We start from the raw sequence: 11,906 nt of genomic DNA on the forward strand, positions 1-11,906 counted from the left end.
TGACCTCTACTTCATCGATTATTGAGGGTACGCGACAGGGACGGCAGGTCATTAAGGTCGATGCCTTTAACCTGACGGGCCACCTGTGCAGGGTGATGTCGGGTGATGGAAAGTGCCGCTAAAACTGCCGGGAGCGACAAAACGATAAAAATGGCTGTTTGCCCAGGGAACACGCCGAGCAGCACGCCGCCCAGTGAAGAGCTGATAATGGCGCCGCTGCGACCAATGCCGTGCATCCAGCACACGCCGGTGGCACGCATTTCAGTGGGATAAAAGGCCGGAGAAAATGCCTGCAATCCGGTTTGCGCCCCGTTGATACAGACGCCAGCGAGGAACACCAGCAGCGCCAGCACATTCGGGCCAAAGCTCCAGATGCCCTGCGACACCAGGCAGAAGCTGCCCAGCAGATAGAACAGGGCGATAACGTATTTCGCTTTGAAACGGTCCATCAATCCGCCGACCATCAGGCCGCCAAAGGTGCCACCGAGCTGGAACAAGCCCGCGACAATCGCCGCGCGCTCCAGCGTTACGCCGCCAGAACGCAGGATGGTTGGCAGCCAACCGTTCAGCAGGTAGATGACGAACAGACCCATGAAGTAGGTGAGCCACAACACCAGCGTGCCGCCCGCATAGCCGCGGCTGAACAGCTGCAGCACCTGGGCTTTTTTCGGGATAATCGGCGCATTGAGCACAAAGGCGGTACCGGCGGAGAACTCGCCACCGAGACGTTTGAGCACCGCAGCAATCTTGTCGCGACTGACTTTGCGCACCACCATGTACATCGCCGATTCCGGCAGCAGCCACAGCAGCAGTGGCAACATCAGCAACGGCAACAGGCCACCCAAACCCAGCACCGCTTGCCAGCCAAAGTGCGGCAGCATGCCGGCGGCGATGAATCCGCCCAATCCGGAACCGATATTAAACCCGCTGTACATCACGGTGATCATCAGGCTGCGGCGGCGTTCCGGCATGTATTCCGACACCAGCGTGACGCAGTTGGGCATCACCGCGCCGAGACCAAGGCCGGTGAGAAAACGTAACGCGCCCATTTCCAGCGGCGTACGGGCGAAGGCGCTCATCAGGCTGAAGCAGGCGAAGACGGCGATCGACAACAGCAGCACGCGCTTGCGGCCGAATTTGTCGGACCACGGACCGGCGATCAGCGCGCCAATCGCCACGCCGAACATCGCAGCGCCGAGAATCGGCCCCATTTCCGCGTGGCTGATGCCCCAGTCTTCAATTAGCGCGGGCGCAATGAAACCCATCGCTGCCGCGTCGTAGCCATCAAACATGATGATGATGAAACACAGGCTGAGGGTCAGCCACTGGTATCCGGTGATCGGGCGGGCGTCGATCCAGCCTTTTACATCGATAATGTCGTGATTGCTCATAGGATACGCTCTGATTTTTTTATTAATGACGTTATCGGGTTGAGATTTTATTCCGCCCTGACATGGGCCGGGGGCATCACTTTAACCCGACTGCAGGGATAAGTTTTATAGTTTTTAGCTTTTAAAACAGCTTGTTGCATGTTTTTGCATTCTTGCTTCCATTACCAAATTAGGGATGGCGTGCGACTTTGTCTGCCATAAAATGGTTATGAAGGTATGAGTTTTGTTTATTTGGTGAGCTGTGTCGGAAAATTGAGAAAGCGTGTGAAGCGAGAGAAATGCCAGGTATTGAGCAGGAGAAAAGCCAAGTTCAGAGCAGATTAAGGGGGATGTTTAACAGGAAGGAAGATGGAAAGCAGCGGAGAGCCGTTTGCGGCGCTCTCCGCTGTTGATATTACATGCGCTCGACGGTTTTGATGCCCAGCGTGTCCAGACCTTGCTTCAGCGTTTTCGCGGTTAACGCGGCCAGCTGCAGACGGCTCTGACGGATGTTCTCGTCCTCGGCGGAGAGAATCGGGCAGTGTTCGTAGAAGCCAGAGAACTGGCCGGCCAGATCGTACAGGTAAGCACACATCACGTGTGGCGTACCGTCGCGCGCGACCTGCGTAATCACTTCTTCGAACTGCAGCAGACGCGTAGCCAGCTGCGCTTCACGCTCTTCGGTCAGCACGATGTCACCGCTCAGGCTATCGGCATCAATACCGGCTTTGCGGAACACCGACAGCACGCGCGTGTAGGCGTATTGCATGTAAGGCGCGGTGTTACCTTCGAATGCCAGCATGTTGTCCCAGTCGAAGATGTAATCGGTGGTGCGGCTTTTTGACAGGTCAGCGTATTTTACTGCGCCGATACCCACCACTTCCGACAGATCTTTCAGCTCTTGCGCTGACATCTCTGGATTCTTCTCGCTGACCAACGCATGCGCGCGTTCGACGGCTTCATCCAGCAAATCGGCGAGGCGAATCGTGCCGCCGCTGCGGGTTTTGAATGGACGACCATCTTTGCCCAGCATCATGCCGAACGCGTGATGCTCAAGCGGTACCGATTCCGGCACGTAACCGGCTTTACGCACGATGGTCCACGCCTGCTGCAGATGCTGATGCTGACGGGAATCGATGTAATAGAGCACACGATCGGCATGCAGGGTTTCGAAACGGTATTTGGCGCAGGCGATGTCAGTGGTGGTGTAGAGATAGCCGCCATCTTTCTTCTGAATGATCACGCCCATCGGTTCGCCTTCCTTGTTTTTGAACTCATCAAGGAAAACTACCGTGGCGCCTTCACTGGTCACCGCCAACCCTTTTTCACGCAGATCGGCGACGATGCCTGGCAGCATGTCGTTGTACAGGCTTTCACCCATCACATCGTTGCGCGTCAGCGTCACGTTCAGGCGGTCATACACCAGCTGGTTCTGGCTCATGGTGATATCGACCAGCTTCTTCCACATGCTGCGGCAATATTCATCGCCACCTTGCAGTTTCACCACGTAGTTACGTGCGCGTTCAGCGAAAGCTTCGTCAGCATCGTAGGTCACTTTGGCTTCGCGGTAGAAGGCTTCCAGGTCAGCCAGCGCAATCTCTTCGTGGTGTTCGTTCTGCTGCTTTTCCAGATAGGCAATCAGCATACCGAACTGCGTGCCCCAGTCGCCGACGTGGTTGGCGCGGATGACTTTGTGGCCGAGGAACTCCAGCGTACGCACCGCGGCATCACCAATGATGGTGGAGCGAACGTGACCGACATGCATCTGCTTCGCCACGTTGGGCGCGGAGTAATCCACCACGATAGTTTGCGGCGCGACACTGCTCACACCGAGGCGCGGCAGCTGCAGCGCCTGTGCGGTTTGCGCCGCCAGCCATGCACGATCGAGGAAGATATTGATAAAGCCGGGACCGGCGATTTCGACTTTGCTGGCGATGCCGTTAAGATCCAGATGCTGAATTACCTGCTCAGCCAGTTGTCGCGGTGCCTGACCGAGCTTTTTCGCCACGGCCATCATACCGTTTGCCTGGTAATCACCGAACTGTACCTTCGCAGACTGACGAACCTGAGGTTCGCAATCGGCAGGCGCACCCGCCGCAATCATTGCCTGACTGACTTTGTCGGAAAGAAGAGCCTGAATATTCACCGCGTTACCTTCATATGCTGAAAAGGCCCGCCTGTAGGCGGCGAGCCGATGTCGTCATCCCGCAACTGCGCGGCGGGACGGAAAAATAAGAGGGGAAGTATACGTGAAATGTTAAAGTGAGTCAGCTATTCGGTATTCAGTGAGACGTAACATCGGGCCCTCAGCGCCGATTAACGGCGCCGTGGGTGACGACGAGGATTTTTAACGCTTTTGTCTTCACGCACCTTCCAATGGCGGGAAATTGCAAATCCCATTAATGCAATCAGGACCGCGACAACAATGAGCATAGACATAAGGCCGTTCCTTGTAGTTGTGAAACACAAATTTATAAGAAAGGGTATCAGGCTGCAATTGTTTGCAACTTAAATAAGAGTTATCTCATTGTATTAACTATCCTGAATAATAACAGAAGGTTAAGCCACTTTCATAAAGTAACTGCTGGACCTGTTTTGACGATAAATCCGAAATGAATGGTCTATTTATGCGGTTTTCAGCCTTTTTGACGCCTAAATCGGATGAATCCGACAATTTTGTCAAGCGGAATCAACGGCTAGCAAATTTCATATTGATTAGTAAACCTGAACTGAATTAGAGGTAAAACGTGATGCGGACCAACTTTCCTATGGAATTGGATGATTTAAAACAAGACCTGGCTCGTTTTGAGCACTCTTTGAAGGGATTTGCTGAACGTTTAGGCATTAACCTGGCTGAACATGAAGCCGATCACGTTGCGGTACGCTGCCACCAGTTTGCGACGGCAGAACGCTGGAAAACCGGACTGCTGCAAATCGGCACGCAGTTTTCTGAGGCCATGATCAATGGTCGCCCGATCTGCCTGTTCAAACTGCATCAGCCATTGAACCTCGCGGGCTGGGAAATCGATGTGATTGAATTGCCGTGGCCAGGCGAGAAGCTTTATCGCCATGAAGGCTGGGAACACGTGGAGATTGTGCTGCGCGGTGAACCGGAAACGCTGGGTGTGCGCGCGATGGCGCTGCTCTCGGATGATGCGCTGACGCAGCCGGGCATCTCGTTCAAAACCAGCGCGCCTAAAGGTAAGAATGAGCGTTTGCCCAATCCGACGCTGGCGGTAACGGACGGGCAAACCACCATCAAGTTTCATCCGTGGCGACTGGAAGAGATTGTCGCCAGCGAACAGGCTTAACGGCGCGCTGCTACTGCCTGCTGCAAACGCGCCACCGCCTGTTCCAGCGTGGCGCGCGTACAGCCAAAGTTGAAGCGCACGAAATTATTGTCGCCAAAATCGTGACCCGGTGAAAAACCGAGGCCGTGCTGTTCGAAGTAGTCCATTGGGCTGGCGACATCCAGTTTGCTGGCATCGATCCAACCGAGATAAGTCGCTTCCGGCGCGGCCATCTGCAGTTCTGGCAACGCATTCACCTGCGCCACCAGCCAGTCGCGATTGGCACGCAGATAATCCAGCTGCGCTGCCAGCCACTCATCGCCATCGCGCCACGCCGCTTCGGCCGCCACCAGCGCCAGAATATCCACGCCAGGCACAATGCCTTCACGCACGCGTTTGAAGCGCGCGCGCAACTCGGGATTCGGAATGACCGCCATCGACGCGCCTAATCCGGCAATATTGAAGGTTTTCGACGGCGAGATCAGCGTGATGCTGCGTTGTGCGGCATCTTCACTTAATGACGCAAACGGAATGTGTTGCGCGCCAGGTGACAGCAACAGATCGCAATGGATTTCATCCGAGCAGACGATCAAATCATGCTGCTGCGCAAACGCCAGCTGGGCTTCCAGCTCGTCACGACGATAAACCGTGCCGCCTGGATTCTGCGGATTACACAGCATCAGCAGGCGCTCATTGCCCTGCATGGCGCTGGCATCGTGATCCATCACCCAGCGATCGTGTTGTAAACGCAGCGGTAAATGCACCTGCGCGCGATCGGCCAGTCTTGCTGCACCGCGAAACGGCGGATAAATCGGCGTTGGGGAAACCGTGGATTCGCCCGATTCCGTGAATGCGCGGACCGAAAGATTCAAACCGCACACCACGCCAGGCAACAACACAATCCAGTCCGGCTCAATCTGCCAGTTGTAGCGCTGCGCTAAACGGGAAAGGGTGATATCAATCAATCCGGTTGGCGTTGCGCCATAGCCAAAAACGCCGTGCTCAGCACGCTGTTTAATGGCCTCAATCACACTCGGCGGCGAACGGAAATCGCTGTCCGCGACCCAGAGCGGAAGCACATCGCGATCACCATATTTGTGCCATTTCAAACTATCGCTGTGACGACGGTCTATCCATTGATTAAAATCGAATGCCATAGTGCGAGTTCCACGTAAACTGTCCAATTAAGTAGACTAACTGAAGCATTCATCCCGAGCCAGAAGTCATGAGAAGGAGCATGGTATGACGAAACTGGAAATTTGTTGCTACGGCATCGACTGCGCAATGACTGCGCAGCTGTCCGGTGCCGATCGCGTGGAGCTGTGCAGCGCACCGCGCGAAGGTGGGTTGACGCCTTCAGCCGGCGTGCTGGAAGCGGCACGACGTGAAATTTCGATCCCGGTACATCCTATCGTCCGTCCGCGTGGCGGCGATTTTTGCTACACCAACTATGAGTTTGAGTCGATGAAATCGGACGTAGCGCTCATGCGTGAACTCGGTTTCCCCGGCTTAGTGATTGGCATGCTGGATGAAGATGCGCATGTCGATATTGCTCGTATGCAGCAAATTATGACGCTGTGTGACGGCATGGACGTCACTTTCCATCGCGCCTTTGATTTATGCCACAGTCCAAAACGCTCACTTGAGGTGCTGGCTGATTTAGGCATCGCGCGTATCCTGACGTCTGGCCAGCAACAGAGCGCCGAAGCAGGAATTGCATTATTACGGGAACTAAATGAACACAGCACAGGTCCGATTATTATGGCCGGTGCGGGCGTCCGTTTGAGCAACATCCAGAAGTTCATCGACAGTGGATTGCAGGAAGTTCACAGCTCCGCCAGCCGTTTAGTCGCTTCGCCGATGCGCTACCGTAAAGCCGGTGTTTCAATGTGCTCCGAAGCGGAAACCGATGAATTCAGTCGCTATTGCGTTGATGGTGATGTGGTTGAAGCCATGAAAAGCATGACGCAGATGAGCGCCGTCCGGGTAGCCTGAATTCGCCCCGATTTTGCCGCGCAGCACGCCAGCTCAAATGACGTGATGTTTGCAAGTACCAACCCCAGTTCTTCTAACTGGGGTTCTTTTTATCTGCCATTCCTGCAGAGATAGCGTGATCGTGTAAATGATGCTTTGATTACTCTATGGTCTCGTACGGATAACCTTCATGAAATCCATCCCTTATACCGTTTTTTTGCTGCTTCTCCCTTACTGCGGTGTCGCGCTGGCGGTCAGCACGGCGTGTCCACCGATGAGCAAAAACATCACCAGCAGCAACAACTGGATCATGCTGGGTGGCGATGCCAAAGGCGCGGTGCGTCAGGTGGTGGCGGGCGAATTTGGCAAAGACGTGGACTCGCAAAAGCGCGTACTCGGCCAGTTTGATCAGTGCGGCGATTTAATGGTGGCCGATATCTCCTACGACAAAAATGAAGGCAACGTATTGCTGACGATGGAACAGCATATCGCCCGCGTACAGCGCGGCTGGGTGGCGGAATATGCCTACATGGTCAAAGTGATCAAAGCGGGGCAGGAGGAAGTGGTTGATAACCGTCAGGGCACCATCAGCTGGCAAATCGGCCAGCACGGCAACATCGTCAGCTCATCCGATAAATTCACCAGCATGGGCAAAGATGGCTTTACCGATACCACTTACCGCTATGACAAACAGTTCAGAGTAGAAAAAAGCGTGGCGCGCGGCAGCGACAGCATGACCAACGGCGAAAGCAGCTGGCGCTGGAATCCACAAGGATTGGTGACTTCATCCAGCAGCGCGCGTAGCAAAGATACTTACAGCTACGATAACCAGTGGCGGGAACTGCGCCTGAACGGCACCTCGACCACGCCAGTCAGCACGCTACGCTCGGTGGATGAGTGTCAACTGTGGGATGAAGTGGGCAACTGCACGCTCAGTTATCTGCATGAAACCGAAGTATTCGCCAAAGGCACCATTGAACGCAATCTCAGCTCCGCTTATAAATACCAATACTGGAACGCACCCAGCGAAACAGCCGCACAAGATTAAAGCAAAGCGCACAAAACCCACATAAAGGCTGGAAACAAGGGCCGCGAAGTAAAGCTTCCGCCGCATGGATGCGGCGGCAGAGTCCACAGGGATGTGTCCACGACGCCTTTACGCAGCGGCCCTTGTTTTCAGCCTGAAACGCACCGGAGCAATAGAGATCATCGCATGACACTTATTCTATCTTTCCTCTTCGCCATCACCATTCTCACGCTCACGCCCGGTTTCGATACTGCACTAGTGCTGCGTTCCGCCGCCGCGCAAGGCTGGAAACGTGCATCGGCAACGGCGTTTGGCGTCACGCTGGGTTGCCTGGTGTGGGGAGTTGCGGTGGGGCTGGGATTGGGCGCGTTGCTGCTGGCTTCGGAAATGGCGTATAACATGCTGAAATGGATCGGTGCGGCCTATCTGCTCTATCTCGGCGTCAAATTACTCATCAACCCGCGTACTCAAGCGGAAACAGGTCAGCATGCGCAGAATAAAGAGCAAAGCTATGTTGCCTGCTTCACACGCGGGCTATTTGGCAACTTGTTAAATCCTAAAGTCGGCGTCTTCTACGTCACCTTCCTGCCGCAGTTCATTCCGGCGGGCGCATCGGTGCCGCTGTGGTGCACGCTGATGGCGCTCACACACATGGTGATTGGTTTGGTGTGGAATGCGGTGTTGATTGGAAGCAGCCAATACTTTGCGACACATTTACGCCGTCCGGCGGTGCTGAAAGTGATGGATCGCCTGACGGGCTGCGTCTTTATTGGCTTTGCCGCGAAGCTGGCGCTATCGCGGCGTTAAATATTACGGCTTGCGCGCCACTAACACAGCACGCAGCGGGGCGGGATAACCTTCAACGGTCTTACTGCTGTCATTCGGATCAAGGAACTCGGCCAGCGACTCGCTGGTCATCCAGCTGGTGCGACGCTGCTCTTCCACGGACGTCACCGCGTAATCTGCGATGCGCACATCGACAAATCCGCACTTCTCCAGCCAGCTCTTCAGCGCCGCCGCTGAAGGGATAAAGTACACATTACGCATCTGCGCATAACGCTCACCCGGCACCAACACCGCGTTCTCATCGCCTTCAATCACCAGCGTCTCCAGCACCAACTCACCGTCGCTGACTAACTGATTTTTCAACTGCATCAGATGATCGAGCGGCGAACGGCGGTGATAAAGCACGCCCATTGAAAACACGGTATCAAACGCTTGTAACGCCGGCAGTTGCTCAATGCCCAGCGGCAGCAAATGCGCCCGACGATCGTCGCCCAACAGCTTACGCACCGCTTCAAACTGGCACAAAAACAGCTGCATCGGATCGATGCCGACCACCAGCTTCGCGCCCGCGCCAATCATGCGCCACATGTGATAACCGCTGCCGCAGCCGACATCCAGCACCGTGCGGTGCTGCAACGGTGAAATGTGCGGCAACACGCGATCCCATTTCCAGTCGGAACGCCATTCGGTATCGATCTCGGTGCCGTACAGCGAATAGGGACCTTTGCGCCACGGCATCAAATTGCGCAGCAGATTCTCAATGCCCAGACGCTGACGATCGGTCAGATCCTCAACATCCGCACTCACGCTGTGCAACAAATCCAGCTTCTGCGGCGTCAGCAGCGGCAGATAATCAACGGACTTCTCCCAGTCGCGAAACTTACCGTGCAAATTCTCACGCTGCCATGCGGCAACTTGCGCCGGTAACACTTCCAGCCAACTGGCCAGCGGGCCGGTGGCAATCTGCTGATAAAAACGGCCAAACTCAATCATTTCAACGCCACCAACGAACCAAAATTAAAGCACTGGAACCACAACTCCGCATGTTTGAAACCGGCGGTTTTCAGGCGCGCCTTATGCGCTTCGACGCTATCGGTCAGCATCACGTTCTCCAGCATGCTGCGTTTCTGGCTGATCTCCAGCTCGCTGTAACCGTTAGCGCGTTTGAAATCGTGATGCATGTTAAACAGCAACTCGCCGACATCGGCATCTTCAAAACTGAATTTCTCCGACAACACCAGCGCGCCGCCCGGATTCAATCCGTTAACGATCTTCTTCAGCAGCTCGAGGCGGGCCGGCGGCTCAAGGAATTGCAGGGTAAAGTTCAGCACCACCAACGAGGCGTTCTCAATGTGGATATCCTGAATATCCGCTTCGATCACCTGTACCGGCGTATCCGCGCGGAAAGCATCGATGTGGCGACGGCAACGCTCCACCATCGCTGGCGAATTATCGACGGCAATAATCTGGCAGCCAGGCACATGAATATTGCGGCGCACCGACAATGTGGCGGCACCCAGCGAACAGCCAAGATCGTAAACCTGGCTGTTCGGCTGAACGAAGCGTTCTGCCAGCATGCCAATCATCGAAATGATGTTGGAATAACCCGGCACCGAGCGCTGAATCATATCGGGAAAAACTTCAGCTACGCGCTCGTCAAAGGTCCAGTCGCCCAGCTTATCGATGGGCGCGGAAAATAGCGTATCGCGATCAGACATAATGAAAGGTCCGGAGAGAAAACGGAAAGGGCGCTATTTTGGCAGAAACGCGGCCAGGCTGCACCCTTTGCGTTGCGTCTAAAACAGGCTCGATTGCTGCGGCCAGTCGGGCAGATCGCGTAACGATGGCTCCAGCTGCTGCAACTGTGGCCACAACGCCTGAATCAGCGGAAACACCTCGCCCATATCCGGCGTGTGAATAAACAGCATAGGATCGCTATCCAGCTGCCACGCTTGCAGCTTGCTGTGCCACGGCTGAAACAGCGGCACGCTCTCCGCCACGCTATCGCTGCCAATGAAACGCACCATCGGTTGCGAACCGGTGCGCACCGCATGCGGCGGCACGCGCGGCTTTTTCGATCGCGCATCCACGGCGGCGGCGGTTTGTGAGCTTGAAGCATGCACCGGACGGCTATCTAAAATCACCCGATTAACGCCGCGATCCAGTAAACCGCGATTCAGCGCGCGTTCGGCTTCACCTTTGGCAAAAAACGCCTGATGCCGCACCTCAACGCCATAGCGGAAATTGCGTGGCAAACTGTCGAGAAAGGACCATAAATCAACCAGCTGTGCCGGTGAAAACGCGGCGGGTAGCTGCAGCCAATATTGACCAATGCGTGTGCTCAGCGGATCGAGCAGGCGGAAAAACTCCGTCAGCAACTCATCGCAATCGCGCAGCGCCGCTTTATGGCTGATGCTATCGGGAAACTTAAAGCAGAAACGAAAATCGTCGTGCGTCATATCACGCCAGCGCATCACCACTTCCGGCTTCGGCAGCGCATACAACGTGGTATTGCCTTCCACACAACCAAACAGCTGCGCGTAGTCGGCTAAGGTCTCAATGCCAAACTGTTTCCATTGCGCGTGCTGCCATTGCGGTAATCCTATGCGAAGTGTCAACGCGAACTCCTGAATCCTTTAGGGGCGGGAAAGGGCGGCTTAATGTACCCTGTTTTGATGTCGGCAGGAAAAACAGCGCGATAAAGCATAATGTTTTGTCCGCTTTGATCGGGCTCCACTTATCCTGCCTGGGTTTTTCCATTATAATAGCCGCCTTTTTTGCGACAGCATCTCAGAAGGTTACGCGGCCTGATGTTGTCTGGCAGCAGCGGCGAAGTTAAAAGGATACGTTATGCGTACAGAATATTGCGGACAGCTCAATCTGTCTCACGTGGGTCAGCAAGTCACTCTCTGCGGCTGGGTAAATCGCCGTCGCGATCTGGGTAGCCTGATTTTTATCGATATGCGTGACCGTGAAGGTATCGCACAGGTGTTCTTCGATGCCGATCGTCAGGACGCTTTCCAGCTGGCATCTGAGCTGCGTAACGAATTCTGTATCCAGATCACCGGTACCGTGCGTGCTCGTGACGAAAAGAACAAAAACAGCGACATGGCAACCGGCGAAGTCGAAGTGTTTGCCCATGAGCTGAACATCATCAACCGCGCTGAACCGCTGCCGCTGGACTCTAACCAGGTAAACAGCGAAGAAGCGCGCCTGACCTATCGCTATCTGGACCTGCGTCGTCCGGAAATGGCGCAGCGTTTGAAAACCCGCGCTAAAATTACCAGCTTCGTACGTCGCTTTATGGACGACCAGGGCTTCCTCGACATCGAAACGCCAATGCTGACCAAAGCCACGCCAGAAGGCGCGCGTGACTATCTGGTACCGAGCCGCGTGCATAAAGGTAAATTCTACGCGCTGCCGCAGTCTCCACAGCTGTTCAAACAGCTGCTGATGATG

The 11,906-nt window shown here is 55.0% G+C and carries 12 protein-coding genes; 5 read left to right on the top strand and 7 right to left on the bottom strand.

All coding sequences use genetic code 11. The annotated features are described in order from the left end of the window. Positions 1–11 precede the first annotated feature (11 nt). From RTM06_RS12760 to RTM06_RS12770, 3 genes are all read right to left on the bottom strand, one after another. Positions 12–1,391: an aromatic acid/H+ symport family MFS transporter gene (locus RTM06_RS12760; protein ID WP_312182616.1), complete on the bottom strand. Its 1,380-nt coding sequence runs from the start codon at positions 1,389–1,391 to the stop codon at positions 12–14. A gap of 394 nt (positions 1,392–1,785) precedes the next feature. After that, positions 1,786–3,516, bottom strand: coding sequence for an arginine--tRNA ligase (gene argS, locus RTM06_RS12765; RefSeq protein WP_256696633.1), 1,731 nt, complete (start codon positions 3,514–3,516; stop codon positions 1,786–1,788). A gap of 170 nt (positions 3,517–3,686) precedes the next feature. After that, a complete protein-coding gene (locus tag RTM06_RS12770) occupies positions 3,687–3,809 on the bottom strand; it encodes a hypothetical protein (protein ID WP_007889544.1) in 123 nt (40 codons plus the stop codon). Between the two features lie 311 nt (positions 3,810–4,120). On the opposite strand from RTM06_RS12770, the gene RTM06_RS12775 reads away from it, so the two are divergent. Beyond that, positions 4,121–4,681, top strand: a complete 561-nt coding sequence (locus tag RTM06_RS12775) for a VOC family protein (RefSeq protein WP_312182619.1) — start codon at positions 4,121–4,123, stop codon at positions 4,679–4,681. On the opposite strand, the gene RTM06_RS12780 is transcribed toward RTM06_RS12775, so the two are convergent. Then, positions 4,678–5,817, bottom strand: a complete 1,140-nt coding sequence (locus tag RTM06_RS12780; protein WP_312182621.1) for a PatB family C-S lyase — start codon at positions 5,815–5,817, stop codon at positions 4,678–4,680. The two genes, RTM06_RS12775 and RTM06_RS12780, sit on opposite strands and share 4 nt — an antisense overlap. An 85-nt stretch (positions 5,818–5,902) precedes the next feature. Between RTM06_RS12780 and cutC the strand changes: the two genes are divergently transcribed. The 3 genes from cutC (at position 5,903) to RTM06_RS12795 (ending at position 8,468) form a co-directional block, all read left to right on the top strand. Beyond that, positions 5,903–6,655, top strand: coding sequence for a copper homeostasis protein CutC (gene cutC, locus RTM06_RS12785; RefSeq protein WP_008110505.1), 753 nt, complete (start codon positions 5,903–5,905; stop codon positions 6,653–6,655). A 169-nt stretch (positions 6,656–6,824) separates the two neighbouring features. After that, positions 6,825–7,682, top strand: coding sequence for a hypothetical protein (locus tag RTM06_RS12790; RefSeq protein WP_312182623.1), 858 nt, complete (start codon positions 6,825–6,827; stop codon positions 7,680–7,682). A 165-nt stretch (positions 7,683–7,847) separates the two neighbouring features. After that, positions 7,848–8,468 carry a LysE family translocator gene (locus RTM06_RS12795; RefSeq protein WP_312182625.1) on the top strand — a complete coding sequence of 207 codons (621 nt, stop codon included), beginning with the start codon at positions 7,848–7,850 and terminating at the stop codon, positions 8,466–8,468. Positions 8,469–8,471: 3 nt separating this feature from the next. On the opposite strand, the gene cmoB is transcribed toward RTM06_RS12795, so the two are convergent. The 3 genes from cmoB to RTM06_RS12810 form a co-directional block, all read right to left on the bottom strand. After that, complete coding sequence (gene cmoB, locus RTM06_RS12800) at positions 8,472–9,440, bottom strand: tRNA 5-methoxyuridine(34)/uridine 5-oxyacetic acid(34) synthase CmoB (protein ID WP_008110498.1); 969 nt, start codon at positions 9,438–9,440, stop codon at positions 8,472–8,474. Beyond that, the gene (cmoA, locus tag RTM06_RS12805; RefSeq protein ID WP_097097065.1) at positions 9,437–10,165 is read right to left on the bottom strand and encodes a carboxy-S-adenosyl-L-methionine synthase CmoA; all 729 of its coding nucleotides are present in this window, start codon (positions 10,163–10,165) and stop codon (positions 9,437–9,439) included. The genes cmoB and cmoA overlap by 4 nt, the downstream gene beginning before the upstream one ends. 78 nt (positions 10,166–10,243) lie before the next feature. Beyond that, the gene (locus tag RTM06_RS12810; protein ID WP_312182631.1) at positions 10,244–11,065 is read right to left on the bottom strand and encodes a DUF72 domain-containing protein; all 822 of its coding nucleotides are present in this window, start codon (positions 11,063–11,065) and stop codon (positions 10,244–10,246) included. 232 nt (positions 11,066–11,297) lie between these two features. Here RTM06_RS12810 and RTM06_RS12815 point away from each other — a divergent pair. After that, the coding region (locus RTM06_RS12815; RefSeq protein ID WP_312182633.1) for an amino acid--tRNA ligase-related protein at positions 11,298–11,906 on the top strand (609 nt) is incomplete at its 3' end.

Origin of the sequence: Pantoea sp. CTOTU46764 (assembly GCF_031974595.1) — a bacterium.
GTDB lineage: Bacteria > Pseudomonadota > Gammaproteobacteria > Enterobacterales > Enterobacteriaceae > Pantoea > Pantoea trifolii.